We start from the raw sequence: 19,051 nt of genomic DNA, 5'->3' as shown, positions 1-19,051 counted from the left end.
TCCTTTCCAACCGCTGTTGGGAGGGATTGCGGTTTTGTTTATGAAAAGCCCTTTTGCTCATCGCCTGTGAACCGATCTCGTGAAAGCTTTATTTTTCCAAATAACAAGTTGAATAAATTAAAATACATATTAAATGCGCTATCGAATTTTTAAGCTTTTCTGCGTCCTTCGATTGAAAAAAGGAAATTTCATGCCCGATGTCGTAATTGCAATAGCATTCACAAAAGCGCTCACAACAGCGTTAACGAAAGGAAAGGGCGAGTGGCGATGAAAAGCATCAAGGCATTGCTAGTGGGGTTTACCCTCCTGCTTACCGTGGCGATTTTTGCCGTTCAAACTGTTGTCAGTTTCTTGTACACCAAGGATAACGTCGATGCGTCGGCCCTGTCACGCATGCGTTTGCAGGCGGAGATGGAGGCGGCCCGGTTGGAGTCGCAGATCGCCATCACCGGCACCATGAGCCAAACCATCGCCAACGATGTGGGCGCATTAGGGCCGCAACATAGTGAGGACCTGTTGCGCATGACGCGGGAACACCTAAAGAGCCTGCCCATGAGTGTTGGCGCCGGATTTTGGCTGGAACCGGGCGTCTATCCGGAGAAAGGCAACTACTGCGGTCCTTACCTTTATAAGGCGGGCGATGAGATCAAACTGACCTGGGAATACAGCAACGCCGAGTACGACTATTTTCAATACGACTGGTATAAAAACGGCTTGACCAGTCCCGGCGGCGTCGTCTGGAGCGAGCCCTATGTGGATACGGTCACAGGTGTTCCCATGCTCACCGCCAGCCATCCCATCTCTCTGGCAGGGAAGCGGATCGGGGTGTCGACAGTCGACATTGGCTTGAAGGAACTGACCGACAGGGTGCGGCAGATCCGCGTCGGCCAGGAAGGCCGAGCCTTTATCGTAACCCGACAAGGTTTTTACCTGGCCCACCCCGATGAGAGCAAGAACCTGAGAACGAAGATCCTCGATGAGCAGGATCCCCAGATGCAGCAGTTTGGCAGACAGATCGTGGAAGCCAAAGAAGTCGGGCTGGCTCATCTGACGATGAACGGGGTGGCCCAGCATGCCCTTTTTGTGCCGATCGGCAACACGGGGATGAAGCTTGTGGCCGCCATTCCGGAAGCGGAGGTAGCTGCGCCGGCGAAAAGGCTGCTCTGGACGAACCTATCCATTTTTCTGCTGGCTGTCGCCCTCTTTGCCCTACTGATGGTTCTGCTGATCGAGCGCCGCGTGGCCCGTCCGCTGCGGCATCTGAAAGAACAGGCGGAGCGCGTCGCCCAGGGTGACTTGTCAGTGACGGAAAAGGAGGTTGTATCTCAAGACGAGTTTGGCCAGTTGGCCCAGTCTTTTGCCACGATGACCGTCAACCTGCGCGGCATCGTCAGCCAGGTGCTGGCAGAGTCGAAACAATTAGATGAATCGTCCGCTCACCTGGCCGAATCAGCCAACCAGGTGGGTGAGGCGGCGACACAGATCGCCGAAGCCGTCGGAGGGTTGGCAGAAGGCGCCGGCAAGCAGGTGGCAGAGGTCGCTCGTTTTCGCGACCATGTGCAAGTGAGCGAATTGCACGTCCATGAGGGCGAGGCGGCGTCGCACGCCCTGGCCCAGGACGCCCGTCAATCGACGGCGGCGGCAACCCGGTGCCACGACACCATTGAAAAAGCATCTCAGCACCTCCAGGGCGTCAGTCAGTCTGTCGACGCCAGCACGGCGGCGATTCGCCGGCTCAACGGGCTTTCCGAGGAGATCGGGGCGATCACCACCTCCATCACCGGTATCGCCGAGCAGACGAACCTGCTCGCCTTGAACGCTGCCATTGAAGCGGCGCGAGCCGGCGAGCATGGGCGCGGCTTTCACATCGTCGCCGATGAGGTGCGCAAGCTGGCCGAGGAATCAGCCCGGGCAGCGGCTCAAATCACGAGCCTTGTCAGCAAGATGCAGCAGGAGACCTCGGGCATGGTCGATATGATGAACGCCCAAGTGACATCGATCGGTGAGCAGGTAGGCCTGATCCGACAAGGGGCCGCCGCGTTGGAGCAGGTCATCGGTTCGGCCATGCGTACAGAGGGCAGCGTTCGTCAGATGCAGGAGGCTGTCAAGATGATCGCCGCCTCTGTGAAAGCGATGAATGCATCGGCCGAGGTGATCGAAGGGGTGGCCGGCGAATTTTCCGCCCTTTCGCAACAGCTGGCCGCCTCTACGCAGGAGCAGGCGGCTGTGGCCGAGGAAATGGCCGAACGCAGCGGCCATCTCAGCCAGTCCTCTCAAGCGCTGCGAGAAAAAGCGAAACAGTTTCGCCTCGACCGATAAAGCGCCCTTGTCAGGGCTGACATGTACTCTGTTTTGAGACAACCCCTGTGTTTGTTCCCCTCTCCCCCGCATAAGGTAGAAGTAACCATCCGGCAATGACGTACCGAACGGGTCGAGAGGCAAAGGGCGCGGCATACAGGAAGAAATTGGCCATGCCTTCGGATAAGAACAGGGGGGAGCGATTTGGAATTTCTCGATAAATTGGAAAACTACCGGCAGCGCGAGAGAGAGTTAGCCTGGGAAGGTACTTTCCGGGATTATCTCCATTTGGTGAAGGAGCGTCCCTTCATCACCCAACTGGCCCACTCCCGGATCTACAATATGATCGTCTCCGAGGGAGTGGAGGAGATCAACGGCATCAGGCGCTACAAGTTTTTCTCTCACGAGCTGTTCGGAATGGACAAAACGCTGGAGACGCTTGTCGAGGAGTACTTTCATTCCGCCGCCCGCCGCACCGAGGTCCGCAAGCGGATCCTCCTGCTCATGGGTCCCGTCTCAGGCGGCAAATCGACCATCGTCATGATGCTCAAGCGTGGCCTGGAGCGGTTCAGCCGCACCGAGCTGGGCGCTCTCTACGCGATCAAGGGATGTCCCATGCATGAAGAGCCCCTCCACCTGATCCCCAAAGAACTGCGCGAGGATTTTCAGCGGGAGTACAATGTCTACATCGAAGGCAGCCTCTGCCCGCACTGCCGCATGCGCCTCGAAACGGAGTGGAAGGGCCGCATCGAGGATGTGCCTGTTGAACGGATCTTCTTCTCCGAAGAAAATCGCGTCGGCGTCGGCACCTTCAGCCCCTCTGACCCGAAGAGCCAAGACATTGCCGACCTGACCGGTTCTATCGACTTCTCCACCATCTCCGAGTACGGCTCCGAATCGGATCCCCGGGCCTACCGCTTTGACGGGGAGCTGAACAAGGCCAACCGCGGCATGATGGAGTTCCAGGAGATGTTAAAAGCGGACGAAAAATTCCTCTGGAACCTGCTTTCTCTCTCCCAGGAGGGCAACTTTAAAGCCGGCCGCTTCGCTCTCATCTCCGCCGACGAGCTGATCTGCGCCCATACGAACGAGAGCGAATACAAGGCCTTTGTCTCGAACAAGAAAAACGAGGCCCTCATCTCGCGGATGATCGTCGTCCGGGTGCCCTACAACCTGAAGGTCAGCGACGAGGTCCGCATCTATGAAAAACTGATCTCCCAGTCCGACCTGCGCCACATCCATATCGCGCCCCATGCCCTGCGGGCCGCGGCCATGTTCTCGGTCCTGTCTCGGCTGAAGGAATCGAAAAAACAGGGCATGGACCTTGTGAAGAAGATGCGCCTTTATGACGGCGAGGACGTGGAGGGCTTTAAACAAAAAGACCTTGTCGAGCTGCAAAACGAAGCCCTTGACGAGGGCATGAGCGGCGCCGACCCGCGCTACGTCATCAACCGCCTCTCGTCGGCCCTCATCCGCAAAGACACGGTCTGCATCAACGCCCTCGACGTGTTGCGCGCCATCAAAGACGGCCTTGACCAGCACCCCTCCATCTCCAAGGAGGAGCGGGACCGCCTGCTCAACTACATCGCCATCGCGCGCAAAGAATTTGACGATATCGCCAAAAAAGAGGTCCAGAAGGCCTTCGTCTACGCCTACGAAGAGTCGGCCCGGACTATGCTCAACAACTACCTCGATAACGTGGAATCTTACTGCAACGGCACGAAGCTCCAGGATCCCATCACCGACGAGGAGATGGATCCCGATGAGAAGCTGATGCGCTCCATTGAGGAGCAGATCGGCATCAGCGAAAACGCCAAAAAGGCCTTCCGTGAAGAGATCCTCATCCGCCTCTCCACTTACGCCCGCAAGGGCAAGAGCTTCGACTACACCTCCCATGAGCGGCTCAAAGAGGCCATCGAGAAGAAACTCTTCGCCGACCTGAAGGATGTCGTCAAGATCACCACCTCCAGCCGCACGCCCAATGCCGAGCAATTGAAGCGCATGAACGAGGTGACGGCCCGCCTGATCGAGGATCACGGTTACTGCCACGTCTGCGCCAACGAGCTGCTGCGCTACACCGGCTCCCTCCTCAACCGCTAGGAGGTGGTTGGAATGGCCGGCGATTTCTCGATCAGCCGCGAGGACTGGTCGCTCCACCGCAAGGGCTTCATCGACCAGACCCGGCACCAGGAAAAGGTGCGCGAGGCGATCAAGAAAAACCTCCCCCAGATCATCAGCGAGGAAGCGCTGATCCTCAATAACGGCCAAAAGACGGTGAAGGTGCCCATCCGCTCTTTGGAGGAGTACCGCATCCGCTACGACTACAACAAGCAGAAGCACATCGGCCAGGGCAACGGCGACAGCAAGGTGGGCGACGTCCTCGGTCGGGAGCTGCAGCCGGCGCCCGGGCAGGGCAACGGCGGCGCCGGTTCCGAGCCGGGCCTGGACTACTTTGAGGCCGAAGTCGATATCGACGAACTGGAAGACATCCTCTTTGCCGACTTACACCTCCCCAACATGGAGGAGAAGGCCGCCCCCGAATTGGAGACCGAGTCTTATCGCTTCAACGATATCCGCAAAAAAGGGCTCCAGGGCAACATCGACCGCAAGCGCACCCTGATCGAGGCCTTCAAGCGCAACGCCCTGAAGGGGACCCCCGGCTTTTTCCCTGTCCTGCCGGAAGACCTTCGCTACAAGACCTGGGAGATCCACCACGAGCGCCACTCCAACGCCGTCGTGCTGGCCATGATGGACACATCGGGCTCGATGGGCAACTTTGAAAAGTACATCGCCCGCACCTTCTTCTTCTGGATGACCCGCTTTTTGCGCAGCAAGTACCACGCCGTGCAGATCGTCTTCGTCGCCCACCACACAGAGGCGAAGGAGGTCACTGAGGAGGAGTTCTTCACCAAAGGCGAATCGGGCGGCACGCGCTGCTCCTCGGCCTACCAACTGGCCAACGAGATCATCGACAAGCGCTTCCCGCCCCAGGACTACAACATCTACGCCTTCCACTTCTCTGACGGCGACAACCTGTCCACCGACAACGAACAGTGCGTCCGCCTGGTCAACGACTTGTTGGGCAAGTGCAACCAGTTCGGTTACGGCGAAATCGTCCGGTCTCACTTTTCCAGTACCTTGATGAACGCCTTCCGGAAGATCCAGAGCTTGAAGTTTTCGACAGTGACGATCCGCGACAAGAGCGAGGTGTACGGGGCCTTGAAGACCTTTTTTAAGCCGGTAGAGATGTAGGCGGGAAGCTCATATTCTTAATGGGAAGCACCCTCAGAGGTTGGCGAACTGACCTTTGCTAGCATCAAGGGGGTATTTTCCTTATTACCCCTATTTCATGGCGCGCCCTCTGAAAAAGCAACACCCGCAGCCTCTCTCGCACGGCGCGGGTGTGTTTTTTTCTATTCTTGGTATGGAAGAGCTTCATTTTCGAAGCCAGGTCAGCCCTGGTTGGCGGCGACCCGGACAGCCGGTCGTCCCGCTTGCAGCAGGCCGGCGCAGTATTCGATGATCTCTCGGCGACGGACGATGCCGATGAAGACGCCGCGGTCATCAAGGACGGGGACAAAGTTCTGTTCACTGGCCAGCGTGATCAGTTCCTCCATCTCAGCGTAGATGTGCACCGGCTTGATGTTCATCCGCCGCGGCACATCGTTGAGAGAGACCTTGTGCATGTTGTCGAAGCTTAGGCCCGGCGTATTCTTCCATTTCCAGAGGAGATCGCCCTCGGTGAGGGTGCCCACATACCTCCCCTGGCTGTCGATGAGAGGGACGGCGGTGTAGCGATGGTATTCCATCTTTTCTGCCGCCTGCCGCATGGTGGCGTTGATGGGAAGATGGATCACATCCTTCTTGGGAATAAGAAAAAATGCGATGTTCACGTCCGGCTTCTTCCTTTCTCCAGCGACGCTTACGTGGGTAGCGGACGGGTTTGGGCCATGGAGTTGTGAAAATTAAGACTATTTCCTAGTCTAGCATGGGTACCTTTCTGATGAAGAAATCATACACTGTTGCGCCCTTTTTGTAAAACCTTTGATTCCGGCGAAAGTATTCTTTATCACGGGCTTCCCTTGTGATTTCTAGTGTTTTTATGTGAATGATTTGTTTTTTGTTCGGAGGAAAAGGAGGCGGCGCCGTCGAACGTAAAGGTCAGCTTGATTACGGAAGAAACTGGACATCAAAATACGATTTTGGTGTGTCATCTAACATCTTTGGTGTGTCATCTAACATTCTCGTCCGGGAGGCGTTGACGCCGCCTGCGCGGTTGGCGAACCTCTGGCCGGAATATCGGAGAAATGGGGGCGGGCGTGAGTGTATTCGGCTCGAACGGGAAAAGTCTCAGAACAATATGCCATCGGGGATGTACTGGCCGCCGACGTTTTCACGGTAGACGGCAGGCTGTTGATCCCCAAGGGGACCGTGCTCACTGATGGCATCTACCGACAGATCCTCAAGTGGGAAGAGATCGGCATTCTGACCGGCCAGAAGCCTAAAACCGTCAGCACTGTGGAGATGCAGTACGAATCGCTGAAGAAAGTGGGACAGGAGCAGATCCTCTTTCAACAGTCCATCGAGACGGTGCGCGATGTCTTTCTCGACATGCGCGAGGGGCACGGGTTCAACGAAGGCGCCATCCGCAGCACCACCTCGGACATCGTTTCCACCATCGCCCGCGATGAGAAAATCGGGTTGCGTCTGTCGCGGCTGTGGGATTCGGACGACTACACGTTCCATCACTCCGTCGACGTGTGTTTGCTGAGCACGATGATCGGCATGAGCCTGGGCCTCTCAAAAACCGAGTTGGAGAGTCTGGCCATCGGTGCCATCCTCCATGACATCGGCAAGATCTATATCCCCGACGCGATCCTGAACAAGCGAGGCAAGTTGACCGACGAAGAGTTCGCCTTGATCCGGACCCATCCCGAAGCGGGGATGAAGGTCTTTCAGGAGAGCGGCATCCGCCTGCCGGAAGAGCAGATGGCCTGCATCCTCCAGCATCAGGAGTGGTGCAACGGCAAAGGCTACCCCAACGGCCTGCGCTATGCCCATATCCACCTCTTCGCCCGCATCGTCGCCGTCGCCGACGTGTACTCGGCCTTGACGACAAACCGGTCCTACCGGGTGCGGCTCGATCACATCAACGCCGTCAGCATCATCAGTTCTCACGCCCGGGATCATCTCGACAAGCACATCGTCTTTGTCTTTATCGATCGGTTGCGCGACTTGATGCTGAACACGCGGGTGCGCCTCTCCACCGGCGAGGAGGGCTATGTGGTCCAGTTCTACGAAGAATCGCCCCTCCAGCCGACGGTGCTGGTGACGGAGACGGCTGATGGGCGCAAGCTGGTCAGCCCCTACCTGGTTCACCTCAAGGAAAAAACTGACATATTTATTCAGCAAGTTTTGTACGGCAAGATCTAAAAGATAATGTTATAATTAGAGCATATGTGGATTTTTTCGCAAACGGGAGGCGATTGGACTGATACGCTTTGAAAAGGTGAACAAGTGGTTCGGGAAGCTGCACGTGCTTCGCGATATCGATTTGCACATCCGCGAAGGGGAAGTTGTCGTCGTCATCGGTCCCAGCGGCTCCGGTAAAAGCACACTGCTCCGCTGCATCAACAAGCTGGAGACAGTAACCGAAGGGCGCCTGACGGTGGACGGCTTTCGCATCGACGATCCCAAGACCAACATCAATCTCCTGCGCCAGGAGATCGGTATGGTCTTTCAGCACTTCAACCTCTACCCGCACAAGACGGTCCTGGAGAACATCACCCTGGCGCCGATCAAGGTGCGCAAGGTCGCCAAAGAGGAAGCCGAGAAGACGGCCATGTTCTATTTGAATAAGGTGGGCATACCGGAAAAAGCCCAGGCCTACCCCTCGCAACTCTCCGGCGGTCAGCAACAGCGGGTGGCCATCGCCCGGGGCCTGGCTATGAAACCGAAGATCATGCTCTTTGACGAGCCCACCTCCGCCCTCGACCCGGAGATGATCAACGAGGTCTTGGATGTCATGAAGACCCTGGCCAAGGAAGGCATGACCATGGTCGTCGTCACCCACGAGATGGGCTTTGCCCGCGAGGTGGCTGACCGGGTCATCTTCATGGACAACGGCGCCATCGTCGAAGAGGGGACGCCGGAACACTTCTTCATCAACCCCCGCGAGGACCGGACCAAGCTGTTCCTGAGCAAGATCCTCACATCGGCGCGCTAAGCTCTTGTCCTCTCTTGCCGCTTTACCTGCACCTACACCGATCTCGCTGATTTCGGCCTGCCCCAAGGGGCAGCCGGAAGCATAAAAAAACTTTATATGAGGAGGATGTCCATGTTCAAGAAGTGGACCAAAGGAATCGCCCTTTGCTGCACGGCGGCACTCCTGGGCACGTTGGCAGTTGGCTGCGGCGGCAGCGCTCCGACCGGCGGGGAGAAGAAAGCTGCCGAGAACCAGACCCAAACCTCCGGAGACTACATCCAGACCATCAAGAACCGCGGTTACCTGATCGCCGGCGTCAAAAACGACGTGCCCCTCTTCGGACAGTTGAAATCCGGCGCGGACAAGCCTGAGGGCTTTGAAGTCGACATCATGAAAGAACTGGCCAAGAAGCTCTTCGGTGACGAGAGCAAGGTGAAACTGGAGAAGGTAGAATCGCAGACACGGATTCCCATGCTGCAAAACGGCCAGATCGACATTGTCGCCGGCACGACGACAATCACCGAAGAACGGAAAAAGCAGATCGACTTCTCCGATGTCTACTTCAAGGCGGGGCAGTCGCTGCTGGTGAAAAAGGGCAGCCCCATCAAGAGCGTGACCGACCTGAAAGGCAAGACCGTCTCGACTGTCCGCGGCTCCACGAGCGCCAAGAACATACGGGAAAAAGCGCCTGACGCCAAAGTGGACGAGTACGCCACCTACACGGAAGCCTTCCAGGCCTTGAAACTGGGACGTTCCGACGCCATGACGACGGACAACTCCATCCTGATGGGCTTTGCGAACGAAGATCCCAACTTTGAACTGGTCGGCGGCCTCTTCACTGAGGAGCCTTATGGCTTCGGCTTCCAGAAGGGCCATCCCGAGTGGGTCAACTATGTCAACGACTTCCTCAAAGAGTTGAAAGCCAACGGCAAGTACGACGAGCTCTATAAGAAGTGGTTCAAAGAGGATCCGCCCAAGTAAGGAGTCTGAGCTTGCGGGGAGTGGAGCGTGCTTCACTCCCCTCTTTGGTGCGCCCGGCATGGGCGTTGTCTCTAGGGTGGAAGTCCCGAACGCCGAAGGTGGCAGTAGGCGTTAGCTTAAGGCAAGGGTGTCCGCCGCGAGGCGGAATCTGAAGGAAGCCAGCGGCAAACCTCCGGCCCGAGGACCACGAACCCCAGGTGAGGCTAGCGGCAGTTGGATGAGCTTGCCGAACAAAGCGAAGTCCTTGTCACCGAAGGCTGCCGAGAGTAAATGGGGCGGGTAGATGGAGGGAAAGGCAACGTTCTTACCCGGGGAGGCCTGCCGGGGGACCAAGTAACTTGGGAAACCACGCCGAAAGGCGTGGCTGAACCGGCAGGAGTCAGCAGAGGTCATAGTAGGCTGGCCCGACGTCCGGCCAGATGAAGGACCGAACATGATGGAAGGGGAAGCGACGATGCGTTCGCGTGACGCGCAGAGACAGCCGAATATCCCGAAAGGGAACTGCCAACGGGAGGAAGCGGTGAATCCGCAGGGGACCGGTGGAGTGCCGAGCGCGTTACCGGCACAAGAAGCGAAGCAACCCCGCGAAGAGACGTATGATCTGATGGAGAAAGTCGTCGAACGAGGGAACATGACGGAAGCGTATAAGCGAGTCATGGCCAACAAAGGCGCGGCCGGAATCGACGGTATGGGGCTAGAATCCCTGCGCCCGTACCTAAAAGAGGAATGGTCGCGCATTAAACAGGAATTGTTGGAGGGGACCTATCGACCGCAACCGGTCCGGCGGGTTGAAATTCCCAAACCCCAAGGCGGAACACGGAAGCTGGGCATTCCCACTGTCGTCGATCGACTGATCCAACAGGCCCTGAACCAGATCCTGATGCCGATCTTCGACCCTGACTTTTCCACGAACAGCTACGGATTTCGTCCGGGAAAGAGTGCGCACCAAGCGGTGAAGAAAGCGAAGGAATACATCGCCGACGGCTACCGATGGGTGGTTGACATGGACCTGGCCCAGTTCTTTGATCGCGTCAATCACGACATTCTCATGGCGCGCGTAGCGCGCAAGGTGAAGGACAAACGAATCTTGAAGTTGATCCGAGAATACCTCAAGGCCGGGGTCATGCTCAACGGGATTCGTGTGAAGAGCGAGGAAGGAACACCCCAGGGAGGTCCACTCAGCCCTTTGCTGGCGAACATCATCCTGGATGATTTGGATAAGGCACTGGAAAGCCGGGGACATCGCTTCTGCCGGTACGCCGACGACTGTAACGTCTACGTCCGCAGTCGACGGGCAGGGCAACGAGTGATGGAGGGTATGGCAAAGTTTCTGGAGGGGCGGTTAAAACTGCAGGTCAACTGGGAGAAAAGCGCAGTCGACCGACCCTGGAACCGAAAGTTTCTGGGGTTTTCATTTACGTGGCATAAGGCAGCAAAGATTCGGCTCGCCCCCCAAACGGTGAAACGGGTGAAAGAGAAGATCCGCCAGTTCACTGGGCGGAACCGAAGCATTGCGATGGAGGACCGACTGGTCACCCTCAACCAATACCTGAAAGGCTGGATGGGCTACTTTCGACTCATTGACACGCCAAGCGTACTTAAAGAGTTGGATGAGTGGCTTCGCCGACGACTGCGGATGTGCCTGCTCAAGCAATGGAAGCGCCCGAAGACACGAAGACGAAACTTAGTGGCGTTGGGGATCCCGGAGGAATGGGCATGCAACATCAGCGGCTCACGAAAAGGATATTGGCGTCTGTCCTTGACCCCGCAAATGAATAAAGCCCTTGGCCTCGCCTACTGGCGGGAACAGGGCTTAGTCAGTTTAGTCGAAACATACCAATCTCATCGTCAACCAGCATGAACCGCCGTATACCGAACGGTACGTACGGTGGTGTGAGAGGACGGGGGTTAATCACCCCCTCCTACTCGATTTGTGAAAGGAGGGTACGCCTGCATGGAACAGTGGAATGACCTGCTAGCTTATGGGCCACAGTTTTTCTCCGGTCTGAAGGTGACCATCGAAGTGACCCTCTATTCCTTGCTGCTGTCCATGGTCATCGGCGTCGCCATCGCCATCCTGCGCGTTTCCGGCTTCAAAGTCCTCAACGCCTTCGGCGTCGCCTATGTGGAGTTTTTTCAAAACACCCCGTTGCTCATCCAGGTGTTTTTTATCTACTTCGGAACGCCGGCGATGGGGATCAAGCTGTCCGGCTTCGCCTGCGGCACCATCGGATTGGCCATGTATACAGGCGCCTATATCGGCGAAGTCTTCCGGGCCGGCATCCAGGCGGTGCCGAAAGGGCAGATGGAAGCGGCCCGCTCGTCCGGGATGAACTATTTGCAGGCGATGGGCTATGTCGTCCTGCCCCAGGCGGTGAAGATCATCCTCCCGCCCTTGACGAACCAGGTGGTCAACATGGTCAAAAACTCGGCCATCTTGAGCACCATCGTCGTGGCCGACCTGATGTACGAGACCTATCGCATCGCCAGCGAGACCTTCATCATCTTCGAGGTCTTTATCTTCGCCGCGCTGCTCTATCTGGTCATCACGGTGCCGCTCAGCACCGTCGCCAATCTGCTCGAACAGCGGTTGCGCCGCAGTTCCTAGGAAGGAGAGGGAGCCTTGGATTGGTCGAAATGGACCGTGTTGTTTGAACCGAAAAATGTGAAATTCCTCATGACCGGCCTGCAATGGACCATCGAGCTGGCCTTGATCAGCATCGCCCTCAGCTTCTTTTTCGGCATCGTCATCTGCGCTCTGCGCATCTCCCGGTATCCCTTTTTGCGCTACCCGGCCTTCTTGTATGTAGAGTCTTTGCGCAACCTGCCGCTGATCCTGCTGATCTTTTTCACTTATTTTGCTTTGCCCAAAATCGGCCTGGGCCTGCCGAAATTCTGGGCGGCTGTCGTGGCTTTCACCATCTTTACGTCGGCCCTGGTCGCCGAGATCATCCGCGGCGGCATCCAGTCGGTGCCGAAGGGGCAGTGGGAAGCAGCTCGCGCTCAGGGGTTTACCTACCTGGAGACGATGGTGTATATCATCCTGCCCCAGGCGCTCCGCAAGATGATCCCGCCCCTGATCAGTCAGTTCATCACCCTGACGAAGGACACCTCCTACGCCTCGATCATCGGGCTGACGGAGCTGACGGAACATGGCAAGCTGATCTTCATCGAGCACAACAACCCTGTTCAGGTCTTTTTCTTCGTCGCCTGCATCTATTTCGTCGTCAACTTCACTCTCTCCCGCCTCGGTATGTATATGGAAAAACGGATGGCGATAGGCTGAAAGGCGGCGACCGATGAATAGAGCGTAGCAGGCTCTCTTGTCCGGAAGATGGACAGGGGGCCTTTCTGTTTCCCTGCGCTGCCTCTGCCCTGACCTTTTTCCTATCTGAATAAAATCGGATCATCTCCTGTGAAAATAGAGAAAATAGAAAGGATAGAAGGCAATGACATGTGAGGTCATCATCGCTGTGATGAGCGGGAAAGGCGGGACAGGCAAATCGACGGTGACAGCCTTCCTGGCCGCCGGCTTGGCGAAGGCCGGTTTGGCCGTTGCTGTCGTCGACGGAGATGTGGCGGGTTCGGCAATCCCGACGCTCTTCGGCCTGAAAGCGCCCTTGCGCCGTCAGGGGGACCGCCGGATGCCCGCCGTGACTCGGCGGGGCATCGCGGTCTGGTCGGCGGGACTGCTTCCCGATGAAGGACAGTCCCTGCTCGCCGATTCTGGGGCGCGCCGGCGCGACACCCTCGGCGAGTGGATCGGTTCAGCAGCCCAAGGGGAATGGGATGTGGTTCTCATCGACATGCCCTCCGGACTGGGCGAGGTCCATGCGGCCGTCGTTGACGCCTTTGCCGGCCTTTCCATTCAGTCGGATGGGGAGCCCGATGGGGCCGGGCCACGAAAGCCCGTCACCGGCGCGCTGCTGGTCACATCGCTCCGGGAACTAGACCGGCGCGTCGTGCGGCGGACGGCCGCCTGGCTGAAGGAAAAAGGGGTCCCTATCGTCGGGGTGGTGGAAAACGGGGGAGAGATCGAATGCCCGCACTGCGAAAATCTGCTCCCCCTCTCTGACGGCGACGAGGCCTGGGCGGAAGAAGGCGGCGTCATCGCTTGCTTTCCCTGGTCCGCCAAGTTGATCGAATTTGCCCGGAAGGGAAGGCTGGAAGAATACGATCACCCGCTCGTCTTTCAGATGGCCTTAAATATTTGGGAAAGTTCGCACAAAGAGGGTTGACGGCGGCTTTTCCCGGGTGTATGATATAACCAAGAGGAGCAGCCAAGGCGCTGCAGAGTCTCTCTCCGATGAAGGTGGGAGGGGCTAGGGAGGACGGCAGGTCGGTTGGCTGGTCCTCATCATAAGGTCGGCCTGCCTGGCCGGCAAGAAGGGGTTTGCCCATGTGTGCAGACCCCTTCGTCATGTTTTCGCAGGCTTTTTCCCCAGCGGGGTTTGCCCTTCTGTGTCGACGTTCAAGGGCCCTTTCCTCTGTTCAGGTCCGGTTTTCCTGCCGGACTTGCTTTCCCGCCCGGGATACCAGGTGGGCATCGCCCGCAACGGCTTTGACGCCTTGACCATAGCGAGGACGTTCCGTCCCGATGTAACCCTTTCCGATACTGGTTTGTGGCGGTTTGTTTTTTTGCCGGAAAAAAAAGCATCCCCGCCCCATAGACTGTGAGGAGAGGTTAGGGGAGGGGAGGATTGCCGGTGGAACAGGGACAGATCAGATCGGAATTGGACCGCCTCAGCCGGTCCATTCCCAGGTTGATCGAGATCGCCAAAAACTTCGGTCTCGACTTTTACGATATGCGCTTTGAGGTCGTGCCGGCTGACGTGCTCTACACTTTCGGCGCCTACGGAATGCCGACGCGCTTCAGCCACTGGTCATTCGGCAAGAGCTTTCATCGGCTGAAAATGTCCTATGACTACAACCTGTCCCGCATTTATGAACTGGTGATCAACGCGTCGCCCTGCTACGCCTTCCTGCTGGAGGGCAACACGCCCATCCAGAACGAGCTTGTTGCCGCCCACGTGCTGGCCCACTGCGATTTTTTCAAAAACAACGCCGCCTTCAGGGGAACGTCCCGCCATATGGTCGAGTCGATGGCCTCCTCGGCGGAACGGATCCGGGAATATGAGATCCGCTATGGGCGGGAAAAGGTCGAGGCCTTCCTCGACGCCGCCATGGCCATCCAGGAGCACATCGACCCCCATGTCCATACGATCAAAGAGGCCATGCCCAAAGAGCCCAAGGTCCAGCCGGACAGCCCTTTTGAGGATCTCTTTGCACTTGATAACCTCCTGGACGGGGGCGGTGGCGTTGCGAGCGGCTCCGGGAGCGGTTCCGGCAGGGCTTCAGGAAGCTCCGGGAGCGGTTCGGGCAGCGGTTTCGGTGGAAGCGGCGGCTCGGGCGGCATGGGTGCCAACAGCGGCGGGAGCGGCAACAGCTCCGGCCGAACCGTTTCGTCGAGCAAGGGCGCGACAGCGCAGACGGCGGGGGCGAAAAAACCGGCCGACAACGGGCGCACCATCGGGGAGGAGCGGAAGATCCCCGAACGACCTGAAAAGGATCTTCTGCTGTTCATCATGGAGCACGGCCGCTTCCTCGATGATTGGCAGCGGGATATTTTGACTATCCTGCGCGAGGAGATGCTCTACTTCTGGCCCCAGATGCGCACCAAGATCATGAACGAAGGCTGGGCGAGCTACTGGCACCTGCGGATCATGCGGGAGATGGAGATGGAAGAGGAGGACGCCTGGGAGTTTGCCAAGATGCACGCCCAGGTCATCCAGCCGTCGCGCAGTGCCATCAACCCCTACCACCTGGGCTTGAAGATCTTCGAGGACATCGAGAAGCGCTACGGCCGCGACAGGATCTTCGAGGTGCGGGAGGTTGACACGGACCAGTCCTTCATCCGCAACTACCTGACGAAGGAACTGGTCGACTCGGCCGATCTGTACCTGTACAAAAAAGTGGGCAACCAGTGGCAGATCATTGAAAAGAACTGGGAAGTCATCCGCAACGAGTTGGTCAACCGCATGACCAACGGCGGCTTGCCGATGCTGTTTGTGGAAGACGGCGACTACAACCGTGCCGGCGAACTCTTGATCCGCCACGCCTATGAAGGGGTGGAACTGGACATCCCCTACCTGGAGAAGACGCTGCCCTACCTGTTTACGCTCTGGGGCAGGACGGTCTATCTGGAAACGGTGGTGGATGGGAAGCGGATTCAGTTCAGTTACAGTGGGGAGAAGGTGCAGAGGAAGTATTTGTAATCGGGGGAAAAGGGTTAGAAGCTCTTGAGGATTTGCCATCGACGTGAGAGTCGATGGTTTTGTTTTGTGTAAAAATTGGAGGAAATTATCAGCCTTTAACGAATAGATTTGGGAGAAAATCAAGAACTTTATAACAACATAGTGAGGCGGTAGTCCGATACCTGAAAGGGGATTTTCGAGAGGAAGTCGCGTCATTATTAGGTTTTTCTAGTATGTTCCCCGCGTGCGCGGGGGTGTACCGTCCTCGTCGAAGGTCGAGAACAAGTCTCGTACCATGTTCCCCGCGTGCGCGGGGGTGTACCGTCGCAAAGCTAGCGGCCGGGGAAGGAAAGCAGCATGTTCCCCGCGTGCGCGGGGGTGTACCGCTCGGGAACCGGCGGAACGGTTGTCGGGATAATCATGTTCCCCGCGTGCGCGGGGGTGTACCGGAGTAGTGGCTTGCCGGCCCATTTACCCTTTGAAATGTTCCCCGCGTGCGCGGGGGTGTACCGAAGGTCGATGTTGTAGATTTTGGGACTTTCGGATGTTCCCCGCGTGCGCTGGGGTGTACCGTAGACTTCAAACCCCGCCTCAGCCCGGTTGTTCGCATGTTCCCCGCGTGCGCGGGGGTGTACCGACATCCAGCAACGGCCGATTCACCGGCCCGGCATGTTCCCCGCGTGCGCGGGGGTGTACCGCTGGAGGGCAAGGAGACGGAAGGGAAGGGTCCATGTTCCCCGCGTGCGCGGGGGTGTACCGGAAGCCCTCGCCAACCTTGTTCTCAACGGCAACATGTTCCCCGCGTGCGCGGGGGTGTACCGCAAGTAGGATTCGACCGAAAGTTTGGACGGGAATGTTCCCCGCGTGCGCGGGGGTGTACCGTAAAGACAGAATGCTCTGTGGTTAGTGGACTGCCATGTTCCCCGCGTGCGCGGGGGTGTACCGAGGTTAAACGATCCTTCATGAGGCCCATTTATATGTTCCCCGCGTGCGCGGGGGTGTACCGGAAGCGCAAGGATTGACGCCCGAGGTGGAGCAGTAATGTTCCCCGCGTGCGCGGGGGTGTACCGATTTGCACTTGACCTCGACAACCTCCTCAAACATGTTCCCCGCGTGCGCGGGGGTGTACCGCCTGAAGCGGAACGATACGGTGGGCACTTTGAGATGTTCCCCGCGTGCGCGGGGGTGTACCGGACATACTGGGCGGCAGACAGGTCACCCCATTCCCATGTTCCCCGCGTGCGCGGGGGTGTACCGTAAGGCAGCGAGAAACCCCCGTCTTCCCTTATTGGATGTTCCCCGCGTGTGCGGGGGTGTACCGAATCTGATGGCCATGGCCAACCGTGTCTGGATATAATCTTTTTCATTCCCGCAATCAATCTGAGCCAGTCTCATTAGAAAGAAAGGTGGGGTACAGAACCCACGCATCTTTAATAAAAAAGTCTGCTAATCCCCTGTCTGAGGCGCTGTTGGAGAATTGTCATGAAAACGCGACAATTCCCACGGGAAAATGGATGTAATTAGATTAATTTCCAGAAAATTTTAAAGGATTCCCGTTACCTTTGTCGAAGTGAGTGGTTGCAAAGCAAAACACTGAACAAAGGGGGAATCCTCAGTGCAAAGCGTAGCACAGCCACTCGAAGAAGTCCAGAAAATTTTTTGTAGAACACCTGGTGGAAAAAAAGCGGGCCGACTAATTCAACATTTTACGCAGTACGCCTCAAAGGTATATGGCTTTTCGCAGATGGTCCGTCAAGCAAAGGATGGTCGCAAACAACCCCGTATCAAAGCCCCAGCCATTTTTACCGTCGCTTTTTTTGGCGCCTTTTTCTGTATGGAAAGTATGGAGCAGATGGACCGTTGGCAAAAAACCGGGGTATTCCGTCAATTGGTTCCCAAAAACATTCGATTGCCATCACATGATACGGTGCGACAAGCCTTGATGAAATGGGATCTAAAAGAGCAACGAAAGCAGCATAACTGTGTGATCCAGCGATATAAGGAGCAACGCGGCCCGCAGAAGGAAAGCATCAATGGTTGGCGAGTGACTGCCATCGATGGCGTGGAGTTATTCCACACCAAGGCCTATCGTTGTCCCGAATGCCTTACGCGCGAACACCGCGACAAAACCACCGACTATTATCATGCGGTCGTAGTCGCTCAACAGGTTGGCGGCAACGCGAACCTGATTTATGACTGGGAAATGCGAAAGCCTCAGGATGGGGTGGACAAGGATGAAGGAGAAACCACCGTCGCCCAACGATTGATCCGACGTATGGCCGAGACCTATGGAAAAATAACGGATGTATACACGTTAGACGCGCTGTTTGCCAAAGCACCCGTCATTCATGCCGCTCTGGATGCAGGCGCTCATGTAGTTGTTCGCATGAAAGAAGAACGTCGACGGATAATGAAAGAGGCAAATGCCTGCTTTGCGAACCGGCTTCCGGACTCCACTTGGGAAGAAAGAGATGGAAAAGGGAATACCGTTTACGTTCAAGCTTGGGACGAAGAGGGATTGGCACAATGGCCGCAAGTTCGCGTGCCCATGCGAATCGTAAAAATCATTCGTCATACCAACAAGACAGTCATCGAAGCAAACAAAGAAGTCTTTGTCACTGATGTGGTGGAGCGCTGGATAGCAACCACATGCTCATCCGAAAAAGCGGATACCCAGACGATCGCACAAATTGCCGCCGCTCGTTGGGATATTGAGAATATTGGATTTCGCAACCTTAAGACGTTCAACGCCTTGGACCACTGCTTCGTGCACGATTCGGTGGCGATCAAAGCGATGATCGGATTTCAAGTGCTGGCTTTTAATCTTAAGCGATTGTTTTTCTTTCACCACCTCCCTGCCTCTCGTCATCGAGATGTGCCGCTTCGATATCTCATTGATGAGATGCGCGAAGCGACGAGGTGGGTATCTTTACATCTATATCGTTGGGTCTGGGAGTGGGGCTTATCTACTGCCTAGCTGACCAAGGGTGAAAGGGTGGGATTGCCTATCGAAGCACTGGTATAAACAAGGTGTTTTTTTCCATAAACTTGCGTAGGATAAATGCAACTGTCGACTGGATAATTTAAACATTTAAAGAGAGAATTGGTATCGCCATTAAATCGGTTAACCGTAAGAGGTCGCTCATTTGCTTGGTGCTATTTCGATTGCGTAGGTTCTGGGTGGGGTATAGCAATAAAGTACAAAATGCTATAGTAGCAGCGCTACACGAATTCAATAAATCAATAAAACGAGAAAACACTTGGGGAGGTTCTGATGTTACATAAAATTTGGGCTAAGTCAGATCCTTTTCAA

The 19,051-nt window shown here is 56.6% G+C and carries 13 protein-coding genes and 1 CRISPR repeat array; of the genes, 12 read left to right on the top strand and 1 reads right to left on the bottom strand.

The features are described from left to right. The first annotated feature begins 267 nt into the window (after positions 1-267). The 3 genes from HM1_RS02830 to yhbH all read left to right on the top strand — a co-directional run bounded on the left by HM1_RS02830 (position 268) and on the right by yhbH (position 5,550). Complete coding sequence (locus HM1_RS02830) at positions 268-2,319, top strand: methyl-accepting chemotaxis protein (RefSeq protein ID WP_041313181.1); 2,052 nt, start codon at positions 268-270, stop codon at positions 2,317-2,319. Positions 2,320-2,502: 183 nt separating this feature from the next. Beyond that, on the top strand, positions 2,503-4,398 hold the full coding sequence (locus HM1_RS02825; RefSeq protein ID WP_012281763.1) for a PrkA family serine protein kinase: 1,896 nt from the start codon (positions 2,503-2,505) through the stop codon (positions 4,396-4,398). Positions 4,399-4,410: 12 nt separating this feature from the next. Further along, positions 4,411-5,550, top strand: coding sequence for a sporulation protein YhbH (gene yhbH, locus HM1_RS02820; RefSeq protein ID WP_012281762.1), 1,140 nt, complete (start codon positions 4,411-4,413; stop codon positions 5,548-5,550). Between the two features lie 200 nt (positions 5,551-5,750). Here the strand turns inward: yhbH and HM1_RS02815 are convergent, their stop codons facing one another. Further along, positions 5,751-6,191, bottom strand: a complete 441-nt coding sequence (locus tag HM1_RS02815; RefSeq protein WP_012281761.1) for a CBS domain-containing protein — start codon at positions 6,189-6,191, stop codon at positions 5,751-5,753. Positions 6,192-6,621: 430 nt separating this feature from the next. Here HM1_RS02815 and HM1_RS02810 point away from each other — a divergent pair, with 430 nt between their 5' ends. The 9 genes from HM1_RS02810 (at position 6,622) to HM1_RS14995 (ending at position 18,715) form a co-directional block, all read left to right on the top strand. After that, on the top strand, positions 6,622-7,731 hold the full coding sequence (locus tag HM1_RS02810; protein WP_012281760.1) for an HD-GYP domain-containing protein: 1,110 nt from the start codon (positions 6,622-6,624) through the stop codon (positions 7,729-7,731). Between the two features lie 58 nt (positions 7,732-7,789). Continuing rightward, positions 7,790-8,524 carry an amino acid ABC transporter ATP-binding protein gene (locus HM1_RS02805; RefSeq protein ID WP_041313177.1) on the top strand — a complete coding sequence of 245 codons (735 nt, stop codon included), beginning with the start codon at positions 7,790-7,792 and terminating at the stop codon, positions 8,522-8,524. Between the two features lie 111 nt (positions 8,525-8,635). Then, positions 8,636-9,484 (top strand): ABC transporter substrate-binding protein, encoded by an 849-nt coding sequence (locus HM1_RS02800; RefSeq protein ID WP_012281758.1) that lies wholly within the window; start codon positions 8,636-8,638, stop codon positions 9,482-9,484. A gap of 433 nt (positions 9,485-9,917) precedes the next feature. After that, complete coding sequence (gene ltrA / locus HM1_RS02795; protein ID WP_012281204.1) at positions 9,918-11,345, top strand: group II intron reverse transcriptase/maturase; 1,428 nt, start codon at positions 9,918-9,920, stop codon at positions 11,343-11,345. A 93-nt stretch (positions 11,346-11,438) separates the two neighbouring features. Next, a complete protein-coding gene (locus HM1_RS02790) occupies positions 11,439-12,092 on the top strand; it encodes an amino acid ABC transporter permease (protein WP_012281757.1) in 654 nt (217 codons plus the stop codon). Positions 12,093-12,107: 15 nt separating this feature from the next. After that, positions 12,108-12,770 carry an amino acid ABC transporter permease gene (locus tag HM1_RS02785; protein WP_012281756.1) on the top strand — a complete coding sequence of 221 codons (663 nt, stop codon included), beginning with the start codon at positions 12,108-12,110 and terminating at the stop codon, positions 12,768-12,770. A 163-nt stretch (positions 12,771-12,933) separates the two neighbouring features. Further along, a complete protein-coding gene (locus HM1_RS02780) occupies positions 12,934-13,722 on the top strand; it encodes a P-loop NTPase (protein WP_012281755.1) in 789 nt (262 codons plus the stop codon). Between the two features lie 468 nt (positions 13,723-14,190). Then, positions 14,191-15,759 (top strand): SpoVR family protein, encoded by a 1,569-nt coding sequence (locus tag HM1_RS02775; protein WP_236995035.1) that lies wholly within the window; start codon positions 14,191-14,193, stop codon positions 15,757-15,759. A gap of 212 nt (positions 15,760-15,971) precedes the next feature. Continuing rightward, positions 15,972-17,059: direct repeats of the CRISPR family, unit length 29 nt; unit sequence ATGTTCCCCGCGTGCGCGGGGGTGTACCG. A 294-nt stretch (positions 17,060-17,353) separates the two neighbouring features. Continuing rightward, positions 17,354-18,715 (top strand): transposase, encoded by a 1,362-nt coding sequence (locus HM1_RS14995; RefSeq protein WP_012281426.1) that lies wholly within the window; start codon positions 17,354-17,356, stop codon positions 18,713-18,715. Positions 18,716-19,051 lie beyond the last annotated feature (336 nt).

Origin of the sequence: Heliomicrobium modesticaldum Ice1 (assembly GCF_000019165.1) — a bacterium.
In the GTDB taxonomy this organism is placed as follows: domain Bacteria; phylum Bacillota; class Desulfitobacteriia; order Heliobacteriales; family Heliobacteriaceae; genus Heliomicrobium; species Heliomicrobium modesticaldum.
This window is presented reverse-complemented; position numbering and strand designations above follow the sequence as displayed.

Coding starts and splice junctions, on each gene's coding strand:
- yhbH (WP_012281762.1), top strand. CDS start 4,411: ATGGCCGGCGATTTCTCGATCAGCCGCGAGGACTGGTCGCTCCACCGC.
- HM1_RS02830 (WP_041313181.1), top strand. CDS start 268: ATGAAAAGCATCAAGGCATTGCTAGTGGGGTTTACCCTCCTGCTTACC.
- HM1_RS02800 (WP_012281758.1), top strand. CDS start 8,636: ATGTTCAAGAAGTGGACCAAAGGAATCGCCCTTTGCTGCACGGCGGCA.
- ltrA (WP_012281204.1), top strand. CDS start 9,918: ATGATGGAAGGGGAAGCGACGATGCGTTCGCGTGACGCGCAGAGACAG.
- HM1_RS02780 (WP_012281755.1), top strand. CDS start 12,934: ATGACATGTGAGGTCATCATCGCTGTGATGAGCGGGAAAGGCGGGACA.
- HM1_RS02790 (WP_012281757.1), top strand. CDS start 11,439: ATGGAACAGTGGAATGACCTGCTAGCTTATGGGCCACAGTTTTTCTCC.